This is a genomic window from Paracoccus simplex (genome assembly GCF_042648325.1).
In the GTDB taxonomy this organism is placed as follows: Bacteria; Pseudomonadota; Alphaproteobacteria; order Rhodobacterales; family Rhodobacteraceae; genus Paracoccus; species Paracoccus simplex.
Map to the genome: position 1 here is coordinate 47,592 of NZ_JBHRXE010000048.1, position 24,954 is coordinate 72,545.

A 24,954-nucleotide genomic window follows, 5' to 3' on the forward strand; every position below is an offset into this window, starting at 1 on the left:
TGAAGGCCCGATATGCCCAGCTTGAATGAGATCCGCTCAACCTTCCTGAACTATTTCGAACGCAACGGCCATCGCGTCGTCGACTCGAGCCCGCTGGTGCCGCGAAACGACCCGACCCTGATGTTCACCAATTCGGGCATGGTGCAGTTCAAGAACCTGTTCACCGGCGTCGAGACCCGCGATTACAAGCGCGCCACCACCGCGCAGAAATGCGTGCGTGCCGGCGGCAAGCACAACGACCTCGACAATGTCGGCTATACCGCGCGCCACCATACCTTCTTCGAGATGCTGGGGAATTTCAGCTTCGGCGATTATTTCAAGTCGGATGCCATCCCCTTTGCCTGGGAATTGCTGACCAAGGATTTCGGCATTCCCGGGGACAAGCTGCTGGTCACCGTCTATCACACCGACGACGAGGCCGCGACGATCTGGAAGAAGGTCGCGGGCCTGACCGACGACCGCATCATCCGCATCCCGACCGACGACAATTTCTGGCGCATGGGCCCCACCGGCCCCTGCGGCCCCTGCACCGAGATCTTCTACGACCACGGCGACCAGATCTGGGGCGGCCCGCCCGGCTCGGCCGATGAAGATGGCGACCGCTTCATCGAGATCTGGAACCTGGTCTTCATGCAGAACGAGCAGTTCGAGGACGGCTCGATGCGCGCGCTCGACATGCAGTCGATCGACACCGGCATGGGGCTGGAGCGGATCGGCGCGCTTCTGCAGGGCAAGCATGACAATTACGACACCGACCTGATGCGGTCGCTGATCGAGGCCAGCGCGCATGCGACCAGCGCCGAGCCGGACGGCCCCGGCAAGGTGCATCATCGGGTCATCGCCGACCATCTGCGTTCGACCAGCTTCCTGATCGCGGACGGGGTGATGCCCTCGAACGAGGGCCGCGGCTACGTGCTGCGCCGCATCATGCGCCGCGCCATGCGGCACGCGCATATGCTGGGCGCCAAGGATCCGGTGATGCACCGCCTGGTGCCGGCGCTGGTGCGCGAGATGGGCGCCGCCTATCCCGAACTCGGCCGCGCCCAGGCGCTGATCGAGGAGACGCTGAAGCTGGAGGAGACCCGCTTCAAGCAGACGCTCGACCGCGGCTTGCGGCTGCTGGACGACGAGCTGGCGAAGCTGCCCGAGAACGCGAACCTGCCGGGCGAGGCGGCGTTCAAGCTGTACGACACCTATGGCTTCCCGCTGGACCTGACCCAGGATGCGCTGCGCGAAAAGGGCCGCGCGGTCGATACCGCCGGCTTCGACGCCGCCATGGCCGAGCAGAAGGCCAAGGCCCGCGCCGCCTGGGCCGGCTCGGGCGAGACCAAGGATGCCGCGATCTGGTTCGACATCGCTGAACAGCACGGCGCCACCGAATTCCTCGGCTATGATACCGAGATCAGCGAGGGCCAGATCCTGGCGCTGGTGCAGGACGGTGCCGCGGTGGATGCGGCGGCCGAGGGCCAGACGGTGCAGATCGTGGTGAACCAGACGCCCTTTTACGGCGAATCCGGCGGCCAGGTCGGCGATACCGGCCTGATCAAGACCGAAACCGGCGCGGCGCGCGTCACCGATACCCGGAAGTCGGGCGGCGTCTTCATCCATATCGCCGAGGTGACGCTGGGCACGATCCAGCGCGGCCAGGGCGCGCAGCTTGCCGTCGATCACGACCGCCGCAGCGCCATCCGCGCCAACCATTCGGCCACGCATCTGCTGCACGAGGCGTTGCGCCGCGCCCTGGGCGAGCATGTCGCGCAGCGCGGCAGCCTGAACGCGCCGGACCGGCTGCGCTTCGACTTCAGCCATGCCAAGGCGATGACCGCCGAGGAACTGGCGCAGGTCGAACGCGAGGTGAACGACTTCATCCGCCAGAACAGCCCCGTCGAGACCCGGATCATGTCCCCCGACGATGCCCGCGCCCTAGGTGCGCAGGCGCTGTTCGGCGAGAAATACGGCGACGAGGTGCGCGTGGTCTCGATGGGCGAGCTGGCGGGCTCGGGCAAGGGCACCGGCGGCCAGACCTATTCGCTGGAGCTGTGCGGCGGCACCCATGTCGCGCGCACCGGCGATATCGGCATGTTCGCCCTGACCGCCGAAACCGCCTCGGCCGCCGGCATCCGCCGCATCGAGGCGCTGACCGGCCAGGCGGCGATGGAGCAATTGCGCCGCGTGGACGCCGAGCTTTCCGAGATCGCCGGCATCCTCAAGGCGCAATCGGGCGACGTGGTGAACAAGGTCCGCGCCCTGGCCGAGGAGCGCAAGGCGCTCGCCAACGAGATCGCGCAGCTCAAGCGCCAGCTGGCCATGGGCGGCGGCGGGTCCGAGGACGGGCCCAGAGAGATCAACGGCATCAAGCTGATCGCCCGCCGCGTCGAGGGCGTGACCGGCAAGGAACTGGGCCCGCTGGTCGACGAAATGAAGGCGCGGCTCGGCTCGGGCGCCGTGGTGGTGCTGGCCGAGGCGGATGGCAAGGCGACGGTGGCGGCGGGCGTGACCCCCGACCTGACCGGCCGGATCAGCGCCGTCGAACTGGTGCAGGCCGCGACCGCGGCGCTTGGCGGCAAGGGCGGCGGCGGCCGTCCCGACCGCGCCCAGGGCGGGGCGCCCAGCCTGGCCGCGGCGGACAACGCCATCTCGGCCGTCGAAACCCTGATCGGAGAGAAAGCATGACCGCTTTGTGGATCGCCCATGTGACCGTCACCGACCCCGAAGCCTATGGCGAATATGCCCGGCTGGCGGGGCCGGCGATCGCCGCGCATGGCGGCACCTTCCTGGCCCGCGGCTCGCGCTATGTGCAGCTCGAGGGCAAGGAGCGCGCCCGCAATGTCGTGGCGCGCTTCCCCAGCGTCGAGGATGCGGTGGCCTGCTACCGCTCGGCCGAATACCAGGCGGCGCTGGACCATGCCCGGGATGCGGCCGAGCGCGACCTTGTGATCGTGGAAGAGAATCCCGCCTGAGACTTTTTGGTGATTCGTCAGGCTTTTCGTGCTAGCTCTTGGAAAAAGCGCGGAAAGGGGCAGGATAATGTGCCGCTGGGCAGCCTATGTCGGCAGTCCGATCTATCTCGAGGACGTCATCTGCCGGCCCGGCCATTCGCTGGTCCGGCAAAGCCACGGGGCGACGCGCTGTCACACGCCGGTCAATGCCGACGGCTTCGGCATCGCCTGGTATGGCGAACGCGACGAGCCCGGCCTTTACCGCGACATCATGCCGGCCTGGTCGGACAGCAACCTGCGCAGCCTGACCGCCACGGTGCAATCGCATCTGTTCCTGGCCCATGTGCGGGCCTCGACCGGCACGGCGACCAGCCGCAACAATTGCCATCCCTTCGTGGTCGGCCGCTGGAGCTTCATGCATAACGGCCAGTTCGGCGGCTATGACAGCTATCGCCGCCATGCCGAGGTGCTGATCCCGGATGAGCTTTACCCGCATCGCAAGGGCGCCACCGACAGCGAGGCGCTGTTCCTGATGGCCCTGGGCGAGGGGCTGGAGGACGATCCCGCCGGCGCCATGGCCCGCGCCACCGCGAAATTCGAGGCGCTGGCCCGACAAAGGGGCAGCGCCCCGCATGTGCGGCTGACGGCGGCCTTCTCGGACGGGCAAAGGCTTTATGCCCTGCGCTATGCCAGCGACGACCTCGCGCCGAGCCTGTTCCACCGCTGGTCCGATACGCGCGGCGGCCGGGCGGTGGTCTCGGAACCGCTGGAAAGCGACGAGACCGGCTGGCTGGAAGTGCCGGCGCAAAGTTTCTGTGTCTTCGACGGCGCCGAGTTGGGGATCACGCCCTTCCAGCCCGAGCCGCTGCGCAGCGTCGCCTGAATCGCCGGTGGGGTCGCGCAGATCCGGCCGCCGCCAGCGGATGGTTCCGCCGGCCGCAGCCGCCGCTCTGCGGGATCAGATGTAGAAGCGATCGGCAAAGACGTAAAGCGCGATCCGGTCGCGGGTCAGACCCATCCGGGCCAGTTCGGCGTCGGATTTCGCCTCCAGCGCCTCGATCTCGGCGCGGCGCGAACGACTGGCGATATAGGCCTCGGTGCCGCGCGACAGCCATTTCAGGAACGCGTCGAACAGCGCCGGCAGCCGGGGCGCGGAAGTGTTGGTCGAGATCGTAGCCATGGGAAACCCTTTCGGTATCGGCGAATGGTTTCCTCCCCTGCTGCCGAATTTAGGCCAGCCCTCCGGCCGCCGCCACCGCTTCTTTTGCAATGCAGCATTGCATTGGCGGCCCAGGCGGGCCTGCGCAAGGGAAATCCCGGCCCCTGGGCGGCCGGCGGCCGGCGCGTCTTGCGCATCCCCGGCATTTGGTGCCGCGGGCGGAATGCGCTTTCCCCCGCGCGGTTCGGCCATTATACCAGCCGCGGCATTCATGACCGCAAGGGGATAGCACTATGGCCAATGTGGTGGTCGTCGGCGCGCAATGGGGCGACGAGGGCAAGGGCAAGATCGTCGACTGGCTGTCGGAACGCGCCGATGTGATCGCGCGCTTCCAGGGCGGCCACAACGCCGGCCACACGCTGGTCATCGGCAACCAGGTCTTCAAGCTATCGCTCTTGCCTTCGGGCATCGTGCGCAAGGGCAAGATGGCGGTCATCGGCAATGGCGTGGTGCTGGACCCCTGGTCGCTGTTCGCCGAAATCGACAAGCTGGCCGCGCAGGGCGTCGAGATCTCGCCGGAAAACCTGATGATCGCGGAAAACACCCCGCTGATCCTGCCGCTGCACCAGGATCTCGACAAGCTGCGCGAGGAAGCCGCCGGTGCCAGCAAGATCGGCACCACCGGCCGCGGCATCGGCCCGGCCTATGAGGACAAGGTCGGCCGCCGCAGCATCCGCGTCGCCGATCTGGGCGATGCCGAGACGCTGGAGTCCCGCCTTGACCGCCTGCTGGCGCATCACGACGCGCTGCGCCAGGGCCTGGGCGCCACGCCCATCGACCGGGCCGAGCTGCGCGCCAGGCTGCTGGCCATCGCCCCGAAGCTCTTGCAATACGCCCAGCCGGTCTGGAAGGTGATGAACGACGCCCGCAAATCCGGCAAGCGCATCCTGTTCGAGGGCGCGCAGGGCAGCCTGCTGGACATCGATTTCGGCACCTATCCCTATGTGACCAGCTCGACCACCATGTCGGGCATGGCGGCCAGCGGCACCGGGCTCGGCCCCTCGGCCATCGGCTTCGTGCTGGGCATCGTCAAGGCCTATACCACCCGCGTCGGCGAAGGCCCGTTCCCGACCGAGCTGGACGATGCCGACGGCCAGCGCCTGGGCGAGCGCGGCCATGAATTCGGCACCGTCACCGGCCGCAAGCGCCGCTGCGGCTGGTTCGACGCGGTGCTGGTGCGCCAGACCTGCGCCATCTCGGGCGTGGACGGCATCGCGCTGACCAAGCTCGACGTGCTGGACGGCTTCAAGACCCTGAAGATCTGCACCGGCTACGATGTGGATGGCCAGCATTACGACCACCTGCCCACCGCCGCGGCGCTGCAGGCCCGCGCGAAACCCGTCTACGAGGAGATGGAGGGCTGGCAGGACTCGACGCAAGGCGCGCGCAGCTGGGCCGATCTGCCCGCCAATGCGATCAAATACGTCCGCCGCATCGAAGAGCTGATCCAGTGCCCCGTCGCGCTGCTCTCGACCTCGCCCGAGCGCGACGATACCATCCTGGTCACCGATCCCTTCGCGGACTGATAGGGACGCCATGGACCTCAAGACGCGCAAACGCTGGTCGCTGCTGATCCTGCTGGTCGGGCTGCCGCTTTATATCGTGGTGGCGGTAAGCCTGGTGAACTGGATGGACCGGAGCTGGGGCCGCCAGCCGATCCTGGTCGAGCTTGCAGTCTATGTGGTCCTCGGCATCCTCTGGGCGCTGCCGTTCCGCAAGGTGTTCACCGGCATCGGCAAGGGCGAATGAGGCTCGCCAGCGCCCGCCCGGTCACGCTGATCGGCGGCGCGCCGGTCGTCGCCCGGGCCGACCTGCAGCAGGCGCTGCGGCTTGCCCCGGTGGTGGCCGCCGCCGACAGCGGCGCCGACACCGCGCTGAGCCACGGGCTGATGCCGGCGGCGGTCTGGGGCGATTTCGACAGCATCTCGGCCCGTGCCCGGGCCGAGATCCCGGCCGAGAACCAGCACCCCATCGCCGAACAGGACAGCACCGATTTCGAGAAATGCCTGGCCCGGCTCGACACGCCCTTCGTCATCGCCTTGGGGTTCTCGGGCGCGCGCCACGACCATTTCCTCTCGGCGCTCGGCGTGCTCGCCCGCCGCATCGGCCCGCCCTGCCTGCTGATCGCCGGCGAGGACGTGATCACCCTTGCGCCGCCGCGCCTGGCGCTGGACCTCGCGCCGGGCACGCGGGTCTCGCTTTTCCCGATGGGCCCGGCCTCGGGCCGCTCGACCGGGCTGAAATGGCCCATCGACGGGCTCGCCTTCGCGCCCACCGGCCGCAGCGGCACCTCGAACGAAGCCACGGGCCCGGTCACGCTGGAATGCGAGGGGCCGATGCTCCTGATCCTGCCGCGTTCCGAGCTTCCGGCGCTCGCAGGCGCCCTCTGACCGCCTTCACCGTTTTCCAAATACCCCCGCAGCCGCGCCGTTCAGCGCTTGCGGATCCGCGGGTCCATGGCATCGCGCAAGCCGTCGCCGATATAGTTCACCGACAGCACCGTCAGCGAGATCAGCAGCCCCGGCAGCACCACCCGCCAGGGATACATCTGCATCTGGTCCACCGCGTCGTAAAGCAGCCGGCCCCAGGTCGGGAAATCCGGCGGAAAGCCCAGCCCCAGGAAGGACAGCGCGCTTTCGGTGATGATCGCCGTGGCGATGCCCAGCGTCGCCGCCACCACGATGGGCGAGACCACGTTGGGCAGCACATGACGCAGGATCATCCGCGGCGCCGGCGTGCCGATGGATTTCGCCGCCAGGATGAACTCGCGCTCCTTCAGCCCCAGCACCTCGCCGCGCACGATGCGCGCGGTCTGCATCCACGAGGTGACGCCGATGGCGCCGACGATCAGCAGGAAGGTGCCGCCGGCCGGGCCCATCGCCTTGCCCAAAGGCTCGCGGAACAGCGTCACCATCAGAAGCAGCAGCGGCAGCAGCGGCAGGGCCAGGAACAGCTCGGTCAGCCGCATCAGCGGCGCGTCGAGCCGGCGGAAATAGCCCGAGCTGATGCCGATCAGGCTGCCCAGCGTCAGTGCGATCGCCATGGCGGTCAGCCCCACCGCCAGCGACACCCGTCCCCCGGCCATCAGCCGCGCCAGCAGGTCGCGGCCCAGCTGGTCGGTGCCCAGCGGATGCGCGACGCTGAAGCCCTGGTTGCGGGCGCGGATGTCGACGAAGGTCGGCTCGATGGTCCAGACCAGCGGCCCGGCGGTCACGAACAGGATGATCGCCACGAACAGCACCAGCGCCACCATGGCGACGCGATGGCTGCGGAACTGCCGCCAGATGTCGCGTCCCTGGCTGCGGGCCGGGACCTCGGGCGGCGTCCCGCCCCCGGCAGGATCGGCGGGCGGCAGCGCCTCGGCCCCCGGCGCCGCGGCGTTGACCGCGCTTTCCTCGATCAGCAGCCGGTCAGTCATAGCGGATCCTCGGGTCCAGCACGCCGTAAAGCAGGTCGGCGATCAGGGTGAAACTGACGATCAGCACCGCGAAGATGAAGGTCAGCGTCATCACCATCGGGATGTCGTTGGCGTTGATCGCCAGGATCAGCAACTGCCCCAGCCCGTTCACCTTGAACACCTGCTCGGTGATGATGGCGCCGCCGAACACCGCCGGCAGCCCCAGCGCGATCACCGTCACCACCGGGATCAGGCTGTTGCGCAGCACATGCTTCAGCACCACGATGCGCTCGCTCAGGCCCTTGGCCCGCGCGGTGCGCACGTAATCCTGCCGCAGGTTGTCCAGCATGGATGCGCGCATGAAGCGGCTGATCTGCGCGGCGTTGTAAAGCGCCAGCACCGTGACCGGCATCACCATCTGCCGCACCTGCTGGACGAAACTGTCCCAATCCGTCACCCGCAGCGTGGTGTCATAGATCGACGGGAACCATTGCAGCTTGATGCCGAAGACGATGATCAGCACCACCCCGGTGAAAAAGGTTGGCAGCGAGAAGCCGACCATCGACACGAAAGTGCCGATCTGGTCGAACCAGGAATATTGCCGATAGGCCGAGACGATGCCGATCGGGATCGCGATCAGCACCCCGATCAGGTAGGACATGCCGACGACGGTCAGCGTCTGCGGCAGCCGCTGCGCGATCACGTCGAAGACCGGGCTGCGGCTCTGGAAGCTGATGATGCGCTGCATGCCTTCGCTGAACCCGGTGCCGAAGGCGCGGTCGAACCAGTAAAGCGGCTCGACCCAGAAGAACTGCTTCAGCCACAGCACGTAACGGATATACCAGGCCTGCCCGAGGCCGAGCGCCTCGCGCATCCGCTCCTTGACCTCGGGCGGCACGGTCAGCGGCACGTCGCCCAAGGGGTCGCCGGGCGAGGCTTCCAGCAGCAGGAAGATCACCAGCGAGATGAACAAGAGCGTCGGGATCGCCAGCATAAGCCGGCGCAGGGCGAAACTCAGCATGGCGATCCCCCGCCTTTCACTCGGCCCGGCTCCAGTCGGCGACGTTCCACAGCTGCCCCTCCCAGCCGTTCGGGGCGACGCCCGCAAGGCTGTTCGCATGGGCCGAGACCATGCCGCGATGCATCAGCGGCAGCAGGTAATGGCCCTCGGCGGTCAGCGTGTCGGTCAGGCGCTTGGCGATCTCCTGCCGCTTTTCCGGCTCGGCGCTGCCATGCAGTTCCTCGATGCCCGCGTCATAGGCCTTGTCGCAGAAGCGCACGGAATTGTTGCCCTGCCACTGGTTTGCCGCCGAGGGGATGCGCGAACAGACGAACTTGTTCAGGAACGAGGCCGGGTCGGGGATATAGAAGGCATCGGTGAACATCTGCGCATCGGCATAGAATTTCTGCTGCGAATCGGGATTGCCGGGGTCGCCGCCGAAGAAGGCGGCGCCGTCCACCGCCTTCAGCTCGGTCTCGACTCCGATCTCGGACCACCATTGCTTGACCAGCGCCTGCACGTCCTGGCGCACCGGGTTCACCGTGGTCTGGAACACCAGCGACAGCCGATGGCCGTCCTTTTCGCGGATGCCGTCGCCGCCCGGCAGCCAGCCGGCCTGGTCCAGCGTCGCTTTGGCGCCCGCGATGTCCTGCGTCAGGCATTCGTCGCGGCCCGAGGCATAGGCGGCCGGCACCGGCACGATGGTGCAGGTCGGCTTGCCGGCCGGGCCATAGGTCAGCTCGGCCAGCAGCGGCCGGTCGATGGCCATGGACAGCGCCTGGCGCACCGCCGGATCGCTCAGCACCGGATGCGGATGCGCGGCCGTGGACCGCTCGCCCTCGGGCAGGTCCGAGCTGGGATCGGTCTGGTTCAGCTCGATCCGTTCGACCATTGAACCGAAGCTGGCGACCAGCTTGCCCTTGCCCTGCGCCTCCATCGCCGCCACCGTCTCGGGCGGCAGCTGCAGGTTCCAGGCGAAATCGTATTCGCCCGATTCCAGCACCGCGCGCGCCGCCGCCATGGCGTCGCCGCCGCCCTTGACCGTCACCCGGTCGAAGGCGGGCTTGGCGGGGTCGCGGTAATGCTGGTTGATCTCGAACACCGCCACGTCGCCGGGCCGGAAATCCGTCACCCGATAGGGGCCGGTGCCGATGGGGCCGAAATTCTGCGCCGTGCAGCTGGCGCCCGCCGCGCCCATGCAGGGCTGGAACTGCGCCTTTTGCAGCACCGGCGTGCGCCCGCCGACGAAGGCTTGCAGGGGCGCATAGCGCGGCGCGTCGAAATTCAGCCGCACCCGCTGCGCATCCAGCGCCTCGACCGAGGCGATGCCCTCGAACTCGGCCAGCACCGCGCAGCCAAAGGCGGGGTCCATGCAATATTCGGCGGTGAACTGCACGTCCTCGGCGGTGACCGGCGTGCCGTCCGACCAGACCAGCCCCGGCTTCAGCGTCCAGGTGACCGAGGTGAAATCCGCGGCGATGCCGCCATTCTCGCGGCTGGGGATCTCGGCCGCCAGCACCGGCAGAAGGCTGCCGTCATCGGCGACCAGCGCCAAGGGCTCGACCACCATCGAGGCCGGGTCCACGTCCTTGGCGCCGGTGGACAGATAGGGGTTCAGCACCGTGGCGGCCTGCCAGTACAGCACGCGCAGCGCGCCGTCGCCGCCGCGTTCGGCCAGGGCGGGCGAGGCGACGGCCAGCGCAAGCGCCGAGACAATCAGTCGGGAAATCATCATGGTGTTTCAGCCTGTTGACGGGGTGGGGAACCGGCCCCGCGACGGGGGCCGGCTTTGCGCCAGCATGGCCTATTGCTGGATGCGGTGCCAGTCCGCGACGTTCCACAGCTCGCTGTCCCAGGCGTTCAGCTCGACCCCGCCCAGCGTGTTCGACACCGCCGAGACGGTGCCGCGATAGACCAGCGGGATCACGGCGTTGCTGTCCCTGGTCAGCATCTCGTTCAGCGTCCTGCCCATGGCGCCGCGCTCGGCCGGGTCGACGATCTGCGTCATCTCGCCGATCAGCCGGTCGAATTCCGGGTCGCAATAGCGGCTGGTGTTCTCGCCCTGCCACTGGTTGTCGGGGCCGGGGATCTTGTCGCAGGTCTGCCGCGCCAGATAGGGCTCGGGGTTGTTGCCCTCGAAGTTGTTGGCATACATCTCGATATCGGCATAGAACTTCTGGAACGTGTCGGGCGAGCCGGCGTCGCCGCCGAAGAACACCGAAGGATCGACCGTCTTCAGCTCGGTCTCGACGCCGATCTCGGACCACCATTGCTTGATCAGCGCCTGGAAATCCTGCCGCACCGCGTTGACCGAGGACTGGAACACCAGCGTCAGCCGCTTGCCGTCCTTTTCGCGGATGCCGTCGCCCCCCGCGACCCAGCCGGCCTGGTCCAGCAGCGCCTTGGCGCCCGCGATATCCTGGGTCAGGCATTCGGTGTTCTCGGACGCCCAGGCGGCGGGCGCCGGCACCAGGTTGCAGGTCGGCTGGCCGGCGGGGCCGTAGCCCAGCTCGGTCAGCAGCTGGCGGTCGATGGCCATGGACAGCGCCTTGCGCACATTGGCATCGGTCAGGATCGGGTGCGGATGCTTGGCCGTCGAGCGTTCGCCCTCGGGCAGGTCGGAACTCGGATCGGTCAGGTTCACATGGATGCGCTCGACCAGGGAACCGAAGGCGGCGACGTTCTTGCCCTTGCCGGCCGCCTCCATGCCGGCGATCACGTCGGGGGCCAGTTGGGTGTTCCAGGCATAGTCGAACTCGCCCGTCTCCAGCACGGAACGCGCCGCCGCCGCCGCATCGCCGCCGCCCTTGACCACCAGCCGGGCGAAGGCGGGCTTTTCGGGGTCGCGATATTCCGGGTTCGCCTCGAAGGTGATGGTGTCGTTGGTGCGGAACTCGACCACCTTGAACGGGCCGGTGCCGATGGGGTTGAAATTCTGCTGGGTGCAGGTCGGGGCCCTCTCGCCGGTGCAATCCGCGAACTGCGCCTTTTGCAGCACCGGCGATTGCGCGCCCACGAAGGCCGAGAACGGGTCGGGCCGCGGCGAGACGAAGCTGATCTTCACCGTCAGCTCGTCCACCGCCTCGACCGTCTCGACGCCCTCGAACTTCGCCAGCTGCGCGCAGCCGCCGGAAGGGTCCATGCAATAGGCGGCGGTAAAGGCCACGTCCGCGGCGGTGAACGGGCTGCCGTCGGCCCATTTGATCCCCGGCTTCAGCGTCCAGGTGACGCTTTTCAGGTCTTTGGCGATGCCGCCATTCTCGACCGTGGGCAGTTCGGCCGCCAGCCGCGGCGCGATGGTGCCCTCGGTGGTGAAGCTCGCCAGCGGCTCCAGCGCGATGGAACTGGCGATGATGTCCTTGGTGCCGGCCGAGAGATAGGGGTTCATCGTCGAGGGCGCCTGCCACATAATGATGCTCAGCTGCCCGTCGCTGCCCCGCGCGGCAAGGGCGGCCGGGGCCATGGTGGCGGCAAGGGCGGTGGTCGCCGCCGCGCCCAGCATCAGGGTTTCCAGTTTCATCGCTCTCTCCTGTCGGTGGATCTGCGCGGGACGTCTGGCGCCGCCGGCCCCGGTGGCCGTCTGCCTGCTCTGCCGTTTCCCCGGTCCTGCTGTCCCTCGGTTGCGCCGAGTTTCAGACAGGTTCCGGATCAAAAGCAAGAAACAAGTTCCGCCCCGGTTTGCGGTTGCAATGTGACGGCGGGGCATTAGCCTGAATGCCGCAGCAATGGGCGGGTGATGGTCGGGGGTGCGGATGCTGGACGGAAAGCCGCTGGTCCGGGTCGAGGGATTGCGGGTCGAGTTCCAGACCCATGACGGCCCGGTCACCGGCGTCGAGTCGCTGTCCTTCGACATCCGGCCCGGCGAATGTCTTTGCGTGGTGGGCGAATCCGGCTCGGGCAAGTCGGTCAGCTCGCTGTCGCTGATGCGGCTGGTCGAGTTCGGCGGCGGCGAGATCGCCCAGGGCCGGCTGCTTTTCCAGCGCGACGGGGGCCAGGTCGATCTGGCCCGGGCCGCGCCCGCCGCCATGCGCGCCATCCGCGGCAACGAGATCGCGATGATCTTCCAGGAGCCGATGACGGCGCTCAATCCGGTCTTCACCGTGGGCGAGCAACTCTCCGAAGGGCTGATCGCGCATCGCGGCCTGTCGCGGCGCGCGGCCCGCGCCCGGGCGCTGGAGCTTCTGGCCGAGGTGCGCATCCCCGAGCCCGAGCGGCGGCTGCGGCAATACCCGCACGAACTGTCCGGCGGCATGCGCCAGCGCGTCGTCATCGCCATGGCCATGGCCTGCCGCCCGCGCCTGTTGATCTGCGACGAGCCGACCACGGCGCTGGACGTCACCATCCAGGCCGAGATCCTGGCGCTGATCGACCGGCTGAAGCGCGAAACCGGCATGGCGGTGCTGTTCATCACCCATGACATGGCGGTGGTGGCGCAGATGGCCGACCGCGTCGTGGTCATGTTCCGCGGCAACAAGGTCGAGGAAGGCCCGGTCGAGCAGATCTTCGAGGCCCCGCGCCAGCCCTATACCCGGACGCTGCTCGCCGCCGTGCCGCGGCTGGGCGAGATGGCCGGCCGCGACGCGCCCGAGCCGATGCGGCTGATGCGCGACGGGCAGGCGGCCCGGCCCGAGCCGGTCGTCCCCCGCGCCGCCGCGCCGCTGCTGACGGTCCGCAACCTCAGCACCCGCTTCCCGGTCAAGGGCGGCGTCCTGCGCCGCACCGTCGCCCAGGTGCATGCGGTCGAGGATGTCAGTTTCACCGTCAATGCCGGCGAAACCCTGTCGCTGGTCGGCGAATCGGGCTGCGGCAAGTCCACCACCGGCCGCTCGATCCTGCGGCTGGTCGAGCCGGCATCGGGGCAGGTCGGGCTGGGCGGGCGCGACATCCTGGCGCTCGACGCCCGCGCGCTGCGCAAGGCGCGGCGCGACATGCAGATGATCTTTCAGGATCCCTTCGCCAGCCTCGACCCGCAGATGCGGCTGCTGGACCAGATCGAGGAGCCGATGCTGAATTACGGCATCGGCAACCGCGCCGAGCGCCGCGACCGCATCGCCCAGCTGTTCGACCGGGTGGAACTGCCGCGCGGCTTCATGAAGCGCTACCCGCACGAGATGTCGGGCGGCCAGCGCCAGCGCATCGCCATCGCCCGCGCCCTGGCGCTGAACCCGCGGCTGATCGTCGCCGACGAGGCGGTCTCGGCGCTCGATGTCTCGGTGCAGGCGCAGGTGCTGAACCTGTTGATGGAACTGCAGCGCGACCTGGGCATCGCCATGCTGTTCATCAGCCACGACATGGCGGTGGTCGAACGCGTCAGCCACCATGTCGCGGTCATGTATCTGGGCCGCATCGTCGAGATCGGCAGCCGCCGGCAGGTGTTCGAGACCCCGCAGCACAGCTATACCCGCCAGCTCATGGCCGCCGTCCCGGTGGCCGATCCGCGCCGCCGCAAGATCAGCGAGGATCTGCGCTTCCGGCCGATCCCCTCGCCGATCCACCCCATCGGTTACGTCCCGCCGCCCTCGACCTATGCCGAGGTGGCGCCGGGCCATCTGGTGCTGACCGATCCGGTGACGCATGGCTGAGCCGCCTGCTGACCGCTGGGCCCGAGACGGAGGCGCCCCGCGCGATGTTGCGGTCGGGGTGCTTGCGTCCGGCGGTGGACGCCCTGTGTACGCCCGGTGTACGGCCGCTGCACGGCGATCACCGCCAAAACCCCGGCAATTGCCGGGGTTTTCGCGTTCCGGCCCCGGCGCGGTGCACGGCGCAACGCCCGCAGCCGTTGCGCGGCCTTGCGGCGCTGGGCGAAAGGCGTAACCTTCCCGGCGAAGGAGATTGTCACATGCCCGTCAAGAACCGCTTTGCCGACCTGCTGCCCGAGATCACCGCCTGGCGCCGCGACTTCCACCAGAACCCCGAACTGGACTACCAGGTCCACCGCACCGCCGGCCGCGTCGCCCAGCTCTTGCGCGAATTCGGCGTGGACGAGGTCGTCGAGGGCGTCGGCCGCACCGGCGTGGTCGGCGTCGTCAAGGGCCGCAGCGACAGCAGCGGCCGGGTGATCGGCCTGCGCGCCGACATGGACGCGCTGCCGATCCGGGAACAGACCGGCGTGGAATATGCCTCGAAAAATCCGGGAGTTATGCATGCTTGCGGCCATGACGGCCATACTGCCATGCTGCTCGGCGCGGCGAAATACCTGGCCGAGACGCGGAATTTCGACGGTCGTGCCGTGCTGATCTTCCAGCCCGCCGAGGAGGGTGGGGCAGGCGGCCTGGCCATGGTCCGGGACGGGCTGGTCGAGCGCTGGGGCATCCAGGAATTCTACGGCATGCACAACATGCCCGGCTATCCGGTGGGCAGTTTCGCCATCCGCGAAGGCGCGATGATGGCCGCCGCCGACCAGTTCGACATCCTGGTCACCGGCAAGGGCGGCCATGCCGCCAAGCCGCACGAGGCGATCGACACGCTGCTGGTGGCGGCGCAGATCATCGTGGCGCTGCAATCGGTGGTGTCGCGCAATGTCGATCCGCTGAAAAGCGGCGTGGTCTCGGTCTGCATGGTCGAAACCGACTCGACCGCCCACAATGTCATCCCCCAAGAGGTGAAGCTGAAAGGCACCGCCCGCAGCCTCGCCCCCGAGGTGCGCGACCAGCTGGAGGACGGCATCAAGCGCGTTGCGGCCAATGTCGCCGCCGCCTTCGGCGCCACCGCCGAACTGCATTACGAGCGCGGCTATCCGGTGACGGTGAACCACCCGGAAGCCACTGTTTTCGCGATGGAAGTGGCGCGTGAGATCGCCGGAGAGGTGAACACGGACATGCAGCCGCTGATGGCGGGCGAGGATTTCAGCTACATGCTGAACGAACGGCCCGGCGCCTATATCTTCGTCGGCAACGGCGACACGGCGATGATGCACCACCCGGCCTATAATTTCGACGACAATGCGATTCCGGCCGGGTCGAGCTGGTATGCCGGCATGGTCGAGGCGCGGATGCCGATCCCGGCGTGACGGCCGGGCCGGGGGCCGTCTGCCCCCGGACCCCCGAGGGTATTTGCGAAACGGAGAAAGCAGGGGCCGCGCGGCCCCCGCCTCGGAGCCGTTCAGAAATGGATGGCGCGGCCATAGGCCGAGAGCGTGGCCTCGTGCAGCATTTCCGACAGCGTCGGATGCGGGAACACCGTCTCCATCAGCTCGGCCTCGGTGGTTTCCAGCGTGCGGCCGACGACATAGCCCTGGATCAGTTCGGTGACTTCCGCGCCGACCATGTGGGCGCCCAGGAGTTCGCCGGTCTTGGCGTCGAACACGGTCTTGATCAGCCCCTCCGGCTCGCCAAGCGCGATGGCCTTGCCGTTGCCGATGAACGGGAAGCGGCCGACCTTGACCTCGTAACCCGCTGCTTTCGCTTTCTCTTCCGTCAGGCCGACCGAGGCGACCTGCGGGTTGCAATAGGTGCAGCCGGGGATCGAGTTCGGCTTGATCGGATGCGGGTGCCCGCCGGCGATCAGTTCCGCCACCATCACGCCTTCATGGCTGGCCTTGTGCGCCAGCCAGGGCGCGCCGGCCACGTCGCCGATGGCATAGAGCCCCTCGACGCCGGTGCGGCAATATTCGTCGGTGACGACATGGGTGCGGTCGATCTTGGCGCCCAGCTTTTCCAGGCCGAGGTTTTCCACGTTGCCGACGATGCCGACGGCCGAGATCACCGTGTCGAATTCCTGGGTCTCGGTCTTGCCGCCGGTCTCGATATGGGCGGTGACCTTGCCGCCGCCTTTTCCATCGGGCGCGCGGTCGAGCTTCTTGACCGTGGCCTTTTCCAGGATCTTCATGCCCTGCTTGACGAACTGCTTTTTCGCCAGGGCCGAGATCTCGGCATCCTCGACCGGCAGCACGCGGTCCATGACCTCGACCACCGTGGTATCGGCGCCCAGCGTGTTGAAGAAGCTGGCGAATTCGATGCCGATCGCGCCCGATCCGATGACCAGCAGCTTTCCGGGCATACGCGGCGGCTGCAGCGCATGCTTGTAGTTCCAGACCAGGTCGCCGTCGGGCTCCAGCCCGGGCAGTTCGCGGGCGCGGGCGCCGGTGGCGAGCACGATGGATTTCGCGGTGACTTCCTCGGCGCCCTTGTCGGTCTTGACACTGATCTTGCCGGGGGCGGCCAGCGTGGCCTCGCCCATGATGACGGTGACCTTGTTCTTCTTGAGCAGGTGGCCGACGCCACCGGCAAGCTGTTTGGCCACGCCGCGCGAACGCTGCACGACCGCGCCCAGGTCATAGCCGATCCCGTCGGCAGAGAGGCCGAATTCCTTGGCGCGGTGCATGAGGTGAAAGACCTCGGCCGAGCGCAGCAGCGCCTTGGTCGGGATGCAGCCCCAGTTCAGGCAGATGCCGCCCAGATGCTCGCGCTCGATGCAGGCCACCTTCAGCCCCAGCTGCGCGCCGCGGATGGCGCAGACATAGCCGCCAGGGCCGGAACCGATCACCACCATGTCGAAGCTCTGCGCCATGGATGCTCCCCTCTCAGAAAAGATAGTTCAGCGTTAAACCATTTATTCCAGGTCAGCAAGCGACAGCTTGCCGGCGACCAGTGCGCCATAGCCGCCGGCCTCCATCACGCGGGTTTCCGCCGCCGTCGGCACGCGTTTCAGCGCCGCGTTGCGCCAGGGGAAGCGGCCGAATTTCGCGATGGTGTCGCGGTGCAGCTCGGCGTGGCGCAGGTTTTCGCCCGGCATGAACTCGGCGAACAGCGCGACCGCGCGTTCCTGGTCGGCCAGATCCTCGGCATGCTCGAAGGGCAGATAGAAGAACTGCCGGCCGGGCGGGGCGATGCGCAGGTGGAAGCCGTTCCCGATGGCCTCGCGAGCGAGGCTGCGGGCCAGCGGGTCGGTGTCGAAGGCGCACGGATCATCCCGGAACATGTTGCGCGGAAACTGGTCGGTCAGGATCAGCGCCGCCAGCGCGCCCTCGGGCGTTCTGGCCCAGCCCGGCGCCAGGTCGGCAGCGCGTTCCCAGGCGGGCAGGAAGCGCTGGCGGATGGTTTCGTCCAGTGCGTCCGAGCGGGCGTACCAGCCCGCCTCGCCGATTTCGTCCAGCCAGAAGCGGTTGATGCCTTCGGGTGTCATGGTCTCGGTCATGGCTGCGCCCTCCGTTTTCCGGGATGGTTGCAGAGCCGGCTGGTCGCCGCAACCCCGTCAGACGGGTTTGGCGGTGTCGTCGGAACTGGCGGTTTCCAGTGCCGCCTCGACCGCGACCGGGGTGGCCGAGGGGGCGATGACCGCGAAGTTCTGATCCAGCGCCGGGGTCGGGCGGCGGGTGCGCCGCCAGCCGGCATAGAAGGTCAGCGCCGCCAGCAGCGCGCCGATATAGATCCAGAACCCGTCCGGCCCCAAAAGCGACATCAGCCAGCCGGTGATCAGCGGCCCGGCCATGGCGCCGACGCCGTTGATGAACAGCAGCCCCGCCGAGGCCGCCGCCATGTCCGAGGCGTCGAGAAAGTCGTTGGTATAGGCCAGCAGCAGCGAATAGACCGGATTGGCGACGCCGCCGATCAGCGCGGCGGCCAGCAGCAGCCCCCAGATGCCCGGCTGCAGCGTCACCGTGGCGAGACAGACCAGGGCGCCAAGCGCGCTGAGTCCCAGCACGATGAAGCGGCGGTCGCCATGGTCCGACAGCCAGCCGATCGGATATTGCAGGAACAGCCCGCCGGCATAGATCGCGGCGACGAAGGCCGAGATCTCGCGCACCGACAGCCCCTTGGTCGAGCCCCAGACCGAGGCCATGCCGAACAGCGCCGAGAACACCCCGCCCATCAGGAAGAGGCCGATGCAGCCCAGCGGCGAGACGCGGAACAGGTCGCCGAAGCTCATGCGTTTCAGCGTGGCGAATTGCGGCGCGGGCTGGGTCGACAGCAGGATGGGCAGGAAGGACAGGCTGACCAGCACCGAGGGGATCACGAACAGCAGGTAGCCGGCCGGATCCGCCGTGTTCATCAGCAGCTGCGCCGAGATGATGCCCAGCATCTGCATGATCATATAGGCCGACATGGCCTGGCCGCGGGTCTGGTTCGTGGTGCCGGCGTTCAGCCAGCTTTCGGCGGTGATGTAGACGCCCGAGAAGCAGAAGCCGATCAGCAGCCGCATCAGCGACCAGGCGATCCAGTGCGGCGCCGCCGCGTAAAGGATCAGCACCGAGGAGATCAGCGAGCCGAGCGCCGCGAAGACCCGCACATGGCCGACATTGCGGATCAGCTCGGGCACCACGCGCGAGCCGAGCAGGAAGCCGCCGAAATAGGCCGACATCACCACCGACATCTGGGTGGTCGAGATGTCCTCGATCTTGCCGCGGATGCCCAGAAGCGTGCCCTGCATCCCGTTCCCGACCATCAAGAGCAGGATGCCCAGAAGCAGCGGCCAGGTGGTGCGGAGCACGGTAAGCATCACGGATCCTTCGGAATCAGCAGGGAGGCGTCGCCATAGCTGAAGAAGCGATAGCCTGATTCCACCGCATGGCGATAGATCCTGCGGATGCGATCCTGGCCCATCAGGGCGCTGACCAGCATCAGCAGGGTCGATTTCGGCAGGTGGAAATTGGTCATCAGCGCATCCGTCACCCGGAAACGATAGCCGGGATAGATGAAGATCTCGGTAACGCCGCTGAACGGGTGCACGCTGCCGTCCTCGGCCGCCGCCGATTCGATCAGCCGCAGCGCCGTGGTGCCGACCGGGATCACCCGCCCGCCTTCGGCGCGGGTGCGGTTGATCGCCGCGGCGGCCTCGGGCGTGACCTCGCCCCATTCGCCGTGCATCCGATGCGTGGTCACGTCCTCGACCTTGACCGGCAGGAAGGTGCCGGCGCCGACATGCAGGGTGACATGGGCGAAGCGCACGCCGCGCGCCGCCAGCCGCTCGAGCAGCGCGCGGTCGAAATGCAGGCTGGCGGTCGGCGCCGCCACCGCGCCCGAGCGGCGGGCCCAGACGGTCTGGTAATCCTCGCGGTCGGCCTCGTCTGGCGGGCGCAGCGCGGCGATGTAGGGCGGCAGCGGCATGGCGCCGACCTGCGCCAGCGCGGCGTCGAACGCCTCGCCCGCGGCGTCGAAGCGCAGGGTCAGGGCGCCGTCCGAGATCGCCGCCACTTCGGCCGAGAGCGCCTCGGAAAAGCGGATCACCTCGCCGGGCCGCAGCTTGCGCAGCGGCTTGGCCAGCGCCCGCCAGCCGTCGGCGGCGGGCTCCAGCAGCGTGATCTCGACCTTCGCCACCGCCTCGCCCTGTGCGGTCCGGCGCGTGCGGGTGCCGGTCAGCCGGGCAGGGATCACCTTGGTGTCGTTCAGTACCAGCAGGTCGCCGGGTTCCAGAAGGTCGGTCAGGTCGCGCACATGCAGGTCGCGGAGCGAATCGCCCTGGGCCAGCAGCAGCCGCGCCGACGAACGCGGGCGCGCCGGGCGGGTCGCGATCAGCGTTTCGGGCAGGTGAAAGTCGAAATCGTCCAGCTTCATGAGCTTAGGTTCTGTCCGGCCGCTTCGGAGGCGTCAAGGCGGCGGTCATCACAAAGTGAAAAACTCAGGCTTTACTTCTCCGAGGATTTTGCTAAGTCTTGGGGCAATCAAGGTGAGCCCATGATCGTCTGCCATTGCACCCAGATTTCCGACCATGACATCCGAGCCGCCGTCGACTGGATGCGGGCCGCCGATCCCGAGACGATCATCACCCCCGGCAAGATCTATCACGCGCTTGGCAAGCGCGCGGATTGCGGCGGCTGTATGCCCTTGTTTCTGGACACCATGCGCGGATGCGATAATCTGGCGGTGCCTCCCATCCTGAGAGGATTGAGAGCCAACCGTACAGGGGTGAGCCATGAAGGGCGACGCAAAGGTCATCGACTATCTCAACGCAGCGCTACGGTCTGAACTGACCGCCGTCAGCCAATATTGGCTGCATTACCGTCTTCAGGAAGACTGGGGCTACGGCAAGGTCGCCGACAAGTCCCGGGCCGAATCGATCGAGGAAATGCATCACGCGGATCGGCTGATCCAGCGAATCATCTTCCTGGAAGGGCATCCGAACCTGCAGAAGCTGGATCCGCTGCGGATCGGCCAGAATCTCAAGGAAACGCTGGAATCCGATCTGGCGGCCGAATACGACGCCCGCAGCCTGTATATCGAGGCGCGGGAATATTGCGACAAGGTCGGCGATTACGTCAGCCGCAGCCTGTTCGATTCGCTGCTGGCGGATGAGGAAGGCCATATCGACTTCCTCGAAACCCAACTGGGTCTTTACGAGCAGATCGGCGCGCAGAACTACGGCCAACTCAACGCCAAATCGGCGGACCAGGCCGAGTAACCGGCGGAGCATCTCGCGCATGGGGGGCCGCCGGCCCCCCTTGAAACGCTTTCAGCCCGCCAGCCATTCCTCGGCCAGTTCCGGCAGGTCGTCGTAATGCCGCAGCATCGCCTCGGGCGCCAGCCGGGCCAGTCCTGCCCCCTCGGGGCCGAAGGCCACCAGCGCCACCCTGACCCCCGCCGCAGTCGCGGTCTTGCGGTCGGTTTCCGTATCCCCCACCAGGAACGAACGCCCCAGCGCGCCGCCGGCGCCCTGCACCGCCGCCTGATAAGGCCGGGGATCGGGTTTGCGCACCGGCAGCGTATCGGCGCCGATCATCGCCGCGAAACGGTCGCGGATGCCGAGTTCGCGCAGCAGCGTTTCGGCCAGGGCGGCGGGTTTGTTGGTACAGACCGCCAGCCGGTGGCCGGCATCGGCCAGCCGGTCCAGCGCCGCCTCGGCCCCCGGATAAAGCCGGGTGTGGATGGCGATGGCCTGACCGTAATGGCCCAGCAGGCGGGGATAATCCTCGTCCTCGGCGCCGGGGGGCAGGATGGTGTCGCCGGGCAGCCGCGCATAGCCGGCGCGCAGCATGGCCCGGCCGCCGTGAAAGGCGATCAGCGCGTCCTCGACGGGGTCCAGCAGCGCGCCCAGGCCGCGGGCATGGAAGCAGGCATTGGCCGCCGCGATGAGATCGCCCGAGGTATCGGCCAGCGTGCCGTCCAGATCGAAGACCACCGTTCCCGCCATGCTGTAACCTTCCGTCAAGATGTTTGATCCGCGGGGGCCTTTCCCCACCGCCGCCCTCTAGGTAGAACGCCCGGCAAGGATAAGGAACAGGCAAGAGGGCAGAGATGACCGAGAAACCCGTCGCGCTGATCGTGCTGGCCGCCGGACAGGGCAGCCGGATGCAGTCCGACCTGCCCAAGGTGCTGCATCGGCTGGGCGGCGTGCCGCTGGTCGGACACGCGCTCGCCACCGGCCGCCTGCTGGAGCCCGAGGCGGTGATCGTCGTCGCTGGCCATGGCGCCGAGGCGGTCGGCAAGGCGGTCGCCAAGCTGGACCCCGAGGCGCGCATCGCCCTGCAGGAGGAGCAGCTCGGCACCGCCCATGCCGTGCGCCAGGCCCTGCCGCTGCTGGACGGTTTCGAGGGCCGGGTGATCGTGCTTTACGGCGACACCCCCTTCATCGGCGAGGAGACGCTGGCCAATCTCGCCAGCCATGCCGCCGACGTGGTGGTGCTGGGCTTCGAGGCCGCCGATCCCGGCCGCTACGGCCGGCTGGTCACCGGACCCGAGGGGCTGGAGCGCATCGTCGAATACAAGGATGCCGACGCGGTGATCCGGGCGATCCGGCTGGTCAATTCCGGCGTGCTGGCGGCGGATGCGGCCTTGCTGCGCGAATTCCTGCCGCGGATCGGCAACCGCAATGCGGCCGGCGAATACTATCTGACCGACATTCCCGAACTGGCCCGCGCCGCCGGCCACCGCGTCGAGGTGGTGACCTGCGACGAGGCCGAGACGCTGGGCATCAACACCCGCGCCGAACTGGCGCAGGCCGAGGCCGCCTTCCAGGCCCGCGCCCGCGCCCGGGCGCTGGAGGATGGCGTGACGCTGTCCGATCCGGCGACGGTCTGGTTCGCGCTCGACACCTGCATCGGCCGCGATGCGGTGATCGGCCAGAACGTGGTCTTCGGCCCCGGCGTGACCGTCGAAAGCGGCGCCGAGATCCTGCCTTTCTGCCATCTCGAGGGCTGCCATGTCAGCGCCGGCGCCACGGTCGGCCCCTTCGCCCGGCTGCGCCCCGGCGCCGAACTGGGCGGCGACGTGCATGTCGGCAATTTCGTCGAGATCAAGAACAGCGTGCTGGACGAGGGCGTCAAGGTCGGCCACCTGACCTATCTGGGCGATGCCCATATCGGCGAAGCCACGAATATCGGCGCCGGCACCATCACCTGCAATTACGACGGCGTCGGCAAGCACCGGACCGAGATCGGTCCGCATGCCTTCATCGGCTCGGACACCATGCTGGTGGCGCCGGTGCGGGTGGGGGCGCGGGCGATGACCGGCTCGGGCTCGGTGATCACCGAGGATGTGCCCGACGATGCGCTGGCGCTGGGGCGCGCCAAACAGGTGACCAAGCCCGGCCTTGCCACGCGGCTGATGCAGGCGCTGCGCCAGAAGAAGGGGAACTGAGCCATGTGCGGCATCATCGGAATCCTGGGCGATCACGAGGTTTCCCCGCAACTGGTCGAGGCGCTGAAGCGGCTGGAATATCGCGGCTATGACAGCGCCGGGGTGGCGACGGTGGATGCCTCGGGGCGGCTGGACCGGCGCCGGGCGGTGGGCAAGCTGGTGAACCTGTCCGACCGGCTGGTGCATGAGCCGCTGGCCGGCCATGCCGGCATCGGCCATACCCGCTGGGCCACCCATGGCGCCGCGACCGAGGCCAATGCCCATCCGCATCGCCGCGGCCCGGTCGCCGTGGTCCATAACGGCATCATCGAGAATTTCCGCGAGCTGCGCGACGAGGTGCTGGCGCTTGGCATGCAGCCGGAATCGCAGACCGATACCGAGACCGTGGCGCTGCTGACCGCCTGGCACATGGACCAGGGCCAAGGCCCGGTCGAGGCGGCGCGGGCGACGCTGGCGCGGCTGCACGGCGCCTTCGCCCTGGCCTTCCTGTTCGAGGGCGAGCCCGACCTGATGATCGCGGCGCGCAAGGGCAGCCCGCTGGCGGTGGGCCATGGCAAGGACGAGATGTTCATCGGCTCGGACGCGGTGGCCTTGGCGCCGTTCACCGACCGGATCACCTATCTGGAGGACGGCGACCACGCCGTCATCCGCCGCGCGGGCGCCGAGATCTTCGATGCCGAGGGCCGTCCGGCCAATCGCGAGATCCAGCAGATCGACGTCGGCGCCACCCAGATCGACAAGGGCGGCTATCGGCATTTCATGGCCAAGGAGATCGCGGAACAACCGGTTGTTTTGGGCGATGCGCTGAACCACTACATCAAGGGCGACCGCATCGTGCTGCCCGAGGCGCTGGATTTCCGCGAGGTGGACCGGCTGACGCTGGTCGGCTGCGGCACCGCCTTTTATGCCGCGCATGTGGCGCGCTATTGGTTCGAGAGCCTTGCCGGCCTGCCCTGCGACCTGGATGTGGCCTCCGAGTTCCGCTATCGCGAACCGCCCCTGTCGCCGCAAAGCTGGGCGATCTTCGTCAGCCAGTCGGGCGAGACGGCGGACACGCTGGCGGCGCTGCATTATGCCCGGGGCAAGGTGGCGCGCACGGTCGGGGTGGTGAATGTCGGCACCTCGGCCATCGCCCGGGATGCCGATATCGCCCTGCCGACTTTGGCCGGGATCGAGGTCGGCGTGGCTTCCTCGAAGGCCTTCACCTGCCAGTTGGCGGTGCTGGCGGTGCTGGCGCTGAAGGCGGCGCGGGATCGCGGCCGGCTCTCGGAGGCCGAGCTGGCGGGGCATCTCGCCGACCTGCGCAGCCTGCCGGGGCTGCTGAACCAGGCGCTGGCGGTGGGCGACGAATGCCGCCGCCTGGCCGGCTGGCTTTCCGAGGCGCAGGACGTGCTGTATCTGGGCCGCGGCGCGCTTTACCCGGTGGCGCTGGAGGGCGCGCTGAAGCTCAAGGAGCTGAGCTATATCCATGCCGAAGGCTATGCCTCGGGCGAGCTGAAGCATGGCCCGATCGCGCTGATCGACCGCAACGTGCCGGTGGTGGTGCTGGCACCGCGCGACGGGCTGTTCGACAAGACCGTCTCGAACATGCAGGAGGTCATGGCGCGGCACGGCCAGGTGCTGCTGATCTCGGATGCCGAGGGGTTGGCGACCGGCGGCCATGGCGTGCGGGCCGGCCTGGCGATGCCGGCGGGCGGCGGGCTGTTCCAGCCGATCCTTTACGCGGTGCCGATGCAGTACCTGGCCTATTTCGCGGCGGTGGCCAAGGGCACCGACGTGGACCAGCCGCGCAATCTGGCGAAATCGGTGACGGTGGAATAGCGGGCTCTCCCCCTACCGGCCGGCGGCTTCCCTTTGCCGATAGGGTGTGCTGCCGAAGGTTGCGCGGT

The 24,954-nt window shown here is 68.1% G+C and carries 22 protein-coding genes; 12 read left to right on the top strand and 10 right to left on the bottom strand.

Annotation, left to right across the window (positions count from 1 at the left end; translation table 11 throughout):
* The first annotated feature begins 12 nt into the window (after positions 1-12).
* The 3 genes from alaS (at position 13) to ACFOMP_RS16750 (ending at position 3,822) form a co-directional block, all read left to right on the top strand.
* Positions 13-2,673: an alanine--tRNA ligase gene (gene alaS, locus ACFOMP_RS16740; RefSeq protein ID WP_289893248.1), complete on the top strand. Its 2,661-nt coding sequence runs from the start codon at positions 13-15 to the stop codon at positions 2,671-2,673.
* Positions 2,670-2,960 carry a DUF1330 domain-containing protein gene (locus tag ACFOMP_RS16745; RefSeq protein ID WP_289893249.1) on the top strand — a complete coding sequence of 97 codons (291 nt, stop codon included), beginning with the start codon at positions 2,670-2,672 and terminating at the stop codon, positions 2,958-2,960. Before alaS ends, ACFOMP_RS16745 begins: the two co-directional genes overlap by 4 nt.
* A 67-nt stretch (positions 2,961-3,027) precedes the next feature.
* Complete coding sequence (locus ACFOMP_RS16750; RefSeq protein WP_379032595.1) at positions 3,028-3,822, top strand: class II glutamine amidotransferase; 795 nt, start codon at positions 3,028-3,030, stop codon at positions 3,820-3,822.
* A gap of 75 nt (positions 3,823-3,897) precedes the next feature.
* Here ACFOMP_RS16750 and ACFOMP_RS16755 read toward each other — a convergent pair whose 3' ends face one another.
* The gene (locus tag ACFOMP_RS16755; protein WP_289893252.1) at positions 3,898-4,119 is read right to left on the bottom strand and encodes a hypothetical protein; all 222 of its coding nucleotides are present in this window, start codon (positions 4,117-4,119) and stop codon (positions 3,898-3,900) included.
* Positions 4,120-4,391: 272 nt separating this feature from the next.
* Here ACFOMP_RS16755 and ACFOMP_RS16760 point away from each other — a divergent pair, with 272 nt between their 5' ends.
* The 3 genes from ACFOMP_RS16760 to ACFOMP_RS16770 are packed head-to-tail and all read left to right on the top strand — an operon-like array spanning position 4,392 to position 6,548.
* Positions 4,392-5,684 carry an adenylosuccinate synthase gene (locus ACFOMP_RS16760; RefSeq protein WP_379032598.1) on the top strand — a complete coding sequence of 431 codons (1,293 nt, stop codon included), beginning with the start codon at positions 4,392-4,394 and terminating at the stop codon, positions 5,682-5,684.
* A gap of 10 nt (positions 5,685-5,694) precedes the next feature.
* Entirely contained in the window at positions 5,695-5,907 is a 213-nt protein-coding gene (locus ACFOMP_RS16765) for a DUF2842 domain-containing protein (RefSeq protein WP_019353909.1), read from the top strand.
* Positions 5,904-6,548, top strand: a complete 645-nt coding sequence (locus ACFOMP_RS16770; protein WP_379032602.1) for a thiamine diphosphokinase — start codon at positions 5,904-5,906, stop codon at positions 6,546-6,548. The genes ACFOMP_RS16765 and ACFOMP_RS16770 overlap by 4 nt, the downstream gene beginning before the upstream one ends.
* Positions 6,549-6,589: 41 nt before the next feature.
* Here the strand turns inward: ACFOMP_RS16770 and ACFOMP_RS16775 are convergent, their stop codons facing one another.
* The 4 genes from ACFOMP_RS16775 to ACFOMP_RS16790 form a co-directional block, all read right to left on the bottom strand.
* Entirely contained in the window at positions 6,590-7,576 is a 987-nt protein-coding gene (locus ACFOMP_RS16775) for an ABC transporter permease (protein WP_379032605.1), read from the bottom strand.
* Positions 7,569-8,576, bottom strand: a complete 1,008-nt coding sequence (locus ACFOMP_RS16780) for an ABC transporter permease (RefSeq protein WP_379032608.1) — start codon at positions 8,574-8,576, stop codon at positions 7,569-7,571. Before ACFOMP_RS16780 ends, ACFOMP_RS16775 begins: the two co-directional genes overlap by 8 nt.
* A 16-nt stretch (positions 8,577-8,592) precedes the next feature.
* Entirely contained in the window at positions 8,593-10,290 is a 1,698-nt protein-coding gene (locus ACFOMP_RS16785) for a peptide ABC transporter substrate-binding protein (RefSeq protein ID WP_379032611.1), read from the bottom strand.
* A gap of 69 nt (positions 10,291-10,359) precedes the next feature.
* Entirely contained in the window at positions 10,360-12,075 is a 1,716-nt protein-coding gene (locus ACFOMP_RS16790) for a peptide ABC transporter substrate-binding protein (RefSeq protein ID WP_379032614.1), read from the bottom strand.
* Positions 12,076-12,307: 232 nt separating this feature from the next.
* Between ACFOMP_RS16790 and ACFOMP_RS16795 the strand changes: the two genes are divergently transcribed.
* On the top strand, positions 12,308-14,137 hold the full coding sequence (locus ACFOMP_RS16795; protein ID WP_289893260.1) for an ABC transporter ATP-binding protein: 1,830 nt from the start codon (positions 12,308-12,310) through the stop codon (positions 14,135-14,137).
* A 257-nt stretch (positions 14,138-14,394) separates the two neighbouring features.
* Positions 14,395-15,564: a M20 aminoacylase family protein gene (locus tag ACFOMP_RS16800; protein WP_289893261.1), complete on the top strand. Its 1,170-nt coding sequence runs from the start codon at positions 14,395-14,397 to the stop codon at positions 15,562-15,564.
* Positions 15,565-15,656: 92 nt separating this feature from the next.
* On the opposite strand, the gene lpdA is transcribed toward ACFOMP_RS16800, so the two are convergent.
* From lpdA to queA, 4 genes are read right to left on the bottom strand one after another with little or no spacing between them, the layout of a single operon-like run.
* Positions 15,657-17,063, bottom strand: coding sequence for a dihydrolipoyl dehydrogenase (lpdA, locus tag ACFOMP_RS16805; protein ID WP_379032619.1), 1,407 nt, complete (start codon positions 17,061-17,063; stop codon positions 15,657-15,659).
* A gap of 42 nt (positions 17,064-17,105) precedes the next feature.
* Positions 17,106-17,690 (bottom strand): DUF924 family protein, encoded by a 585-nt coding sequence (locus ACFOMP_RS16810; protein WP_379032622.1) that lies wholly within the window; start codon positions 17,688-17,690, stop codon positions 17,106-17,108.
* Between the two features lie 57 nt (positions 17,691-17,747).
* Positions 17,748-18,992 (bottom strand): MFS transporter, encoded by a 1,245-nt coding sequence (locus ACFOMP_RS16815; RefSeq protein ID WP_379032625.1) that lies wholly within the window; start codon positions 18,990-18,992, stop codon positions 17,748-17,750.
* Positions 18,992-20,047 (bottom strand): tRNA preQ1(34) S-adenosylmethionine ribosyltransferase-isomerase QueA, encoded by a 1,056-nt coding sequence (queA, locus tag ACFOMP_RS16820; RefSeq protein WP_289893265.1) that lies wholly within the window; start codon positions 20,045-20,047, stop codon positions 18,992-18,994. Before queA ends, ACFOMP_RS16815 begins: the two co-directional genes overlap by 1 nt.
* Before the next feature lie 120 nt (positions 20,048-20,167).
* Here queA and ACFOMP_RS16825 point away from each other — a divergent pair, with 120 nt between their 5' ends.
* Together ACFOMP_RS16825 and bfr are read left to right on the top strand one after the other, a co-directional pair.
* Positions 20,168-20,458, top strand: coding sequence for a (2Fe-2S)-binding protein (locus tag ACFOMP_RS16825; protein WP_289893266.1), 291 nt, complete (start codon positions 20,168-20,170; stop codon positions 20,456-20,458).
* Entirely contained in the window at positions 20,406-20,891 is a 486-nt protein-coding gene (gene bfr / locus ACFOMP_RS16830) for a bacterioferritin (protein WP_289893267.1), read from the top strand. Before ACFOMP_RS16825 ends, bfr begins: the two co-directional genes overlap by 53 nt.
* Before the next feature lie 51 nt (positions 20,892-20,942).
* Here bfr and ACFOMP_RS16835 read toward each other — a convergent pair whose 3' ends face one another.
* Complete coding sequence (locus tag ACFOMP_RS16835; RefSeq protein WP_379032630.1) at positions 20,943-21,620, bottom strand: HAD-IA family hydrolase; 678 nt, start codon at positions 21,618-21,620, stop codon at positions 20,943-20,945.
* A 104-nt stretch (positions 21,621-21,724) separates the two neighbouring features.
* On the opposite strand from ACFOMP_RS16835, the gene glmU reads away from it, so the two are divergent.
* Together glmU and glmS are read left to right on the top strand one after the other, a co-directional pair.
* Positions 21,725-23,065, top strand: coding sequence for a bifunctional UDP-N-acetylglucosamine diphosphorylase/glucosamine-1-phosphate N-acetyltransferase GlmU (gene glmU / locus ACFOMP_RS16840; protein ID WP_379032633.1), 1,341 nt, complete (start codon positions 21,725-21,727; stop codon positions 23,063-23,065).
* A 3-nt stretch (positions 23,066-23,068) separates the two neighbouring features.
* Positions 23,069-24,886 (top strand): glutamine--fructose-6-phosphate transaminase (isomerizing), encoded by a 1,818-nt coding sequence (glmS, locus tag ACFOMP_RS16845; RefSeq protein WP_289893270.1) that lies wholly within the window; start codon positions 23,069-23,071, stop codon positions 24,884-24,886.
* Positions 24,887-24,954: the final 68 nt, after the last annotated feature.

Excerpts from the sequence above, each read along its gene's own strand:
- alaS (WP_289893248.1), top strand. The coding sequence starts at position 13 with ATGCCCAGCTTGAATGAGATCCGCTCAACCTTCCTGAACTATTTCGAA.
- ACFOMP_RS16745 (WP_289893249.1), top strand. The coding sequence starts at position 2,670 with ATGACCGCTTTGTGGATCGCCCATGTGACCGTCACCGACCCCGAAGCC.
- ACFOMP_RS16750 (WP_379032595.1), top strand. The coding sequence starts at position 3,028 with ATGTGCCGCTGGGCAGCCTATGTCGGCAGTCCGATCTATCTCGAGGAC.
- ACFOMP_RS16755 (WP_289893252.1), bottom strand. The coding sequence starts at position 4,119 with ATGGCTACGATCTCGACCAACACTTCCGCGCCCCGGCTGCCGGCGCTG.
- ACFOMP_RS16760 (WP_379032598.1), top strand. The coding sequence starts at position 4,392 with ATGGCCAATGTGGTGGTCGTCGGCGCGCAATGGGGCGACGAGGGCAAG.
- ACFOMP_RS16765 (WP_019353909.1), top strand. The coding sequence starts at position 5,695 with ATGGACCTCAAGACGCGCAAACGCTGGTCGCTGCTGATCCTGCTGGTC.
- ACFOMP_RS16770 (WP_379032602.1), top strand. The coding sequence starts at position 5,904 with ATGAGGCTCGCCAGCGCCCGCCCGGTCACGCTGATCGGCGGCGCGCCG.
- ACFOMP_RS16775 (WP_379032605.1), bottom strand. The coding sequence starts at position 7,576 with ATGACTGACCGGCTGCTGATCGAGGAAAGCGCGGTCAACGCCGCGGCG.
- ACFOMP_RS16780 (WP_379032608.1), bottom strand. The coding sequence starts at position 8,576 with ATGCTGAGTTTCGCCCTGCGCCGGCTTATGCTGGCGATCCCGACGCTC.
- ACFOMP_RS16785 (WP_379032611.1), bottom strand. The coding sequence starts at position 10,290 with ATGATGATTTCCCGACTGATTGTCTCGGCGCTTGCGCTGGCCGTCGCC.
- ACFOMP_RS16790 (WP_379032614.1), bottom strand. The coding sequence starts at position 12,075 with ATGAAACTGGAAACCCTGATGCTGGGCGCGGCGGCGACCACCGCCCTT.
- ACFOMP_RS16795 (WP_289893260.1), top strand. The coding sequence starts at position 12,308 with ATGCTGGACGGAAAGCCGCTGGTCCGGGTCGAGGGATTGCGGGTCGAG.
- ACFOMP_RS16800 (WP_289893261.1), top strand. The coding sequence starts at position 14,395 with ATGCCCGTCAAGAACCGCTTTGCCGACCTGCTGCCCGAGATCACCGCC.
- lpdA (WP_379032619.1), bottom strand. The coding sequence starts at position 17,063 with ATGGCGCAGAGCTTCGACATGGTGGTGATCGGTTCCGGCCCTGGCGGC.
- ACFOMP_RS16810 (WP_379032622.1), bottom strand. The coding sequence starts at position 17,690 with ATGACCGAGACCATGACACCCGAAGGCATCAACCGCTTCTGGCTGGAC.
- ACFOMP_RS16815 (WP_379032625.1), bottom strand. The coding sequence starts at position 18,992 with ATGCTTACCGTGCTCCGCACCACCTGGCCGCTGCTTCTGGGCATCCTG.
- queA (WP_289893265.1), bottom strand. The coding sequence starts at position 20,047 with ATGAAGCTGGACGATTTCGACTTTCACCTGCCCGAAACGCTGATCGCG.
- ACFOMP_RS16825 (WP_289893266.1), top strand. The coding sequence starts at position 20,168 with ATGATCGTCTGCCATTGCACCCAGATTTCCGACCATGACATCCGAGCC.
- bfr (WP_289893267.1), top strand. The coding sequence starts at position 20,406 with ATGAAGGGCGACGCAAAGGTCATCGACTATCTCAACGCAGCGCTACGG.
- ACFOMP_RS16835 (WP_379032630.1), bottom strand. The coding sequence starts at position 21,620 with ATGGCGGGAACGGTGGTCTTCGATCTGGACGGCACGCTGGCCGATACC.
- glmU (WP_379032633.1), top strand. The coding sequence starts at position 21,725 with ATGACCGAGAAACCCGTCGCGCTGATCGTGCTGGCCGCCGGACAGGGC.
- glmS (WP_289893270.1), top strand. The coding sequence starts at position 23,069 with ATGTGCGGCATCATCGGAATCCTGGGCGATCACGAGGTTTCCCCGCAA.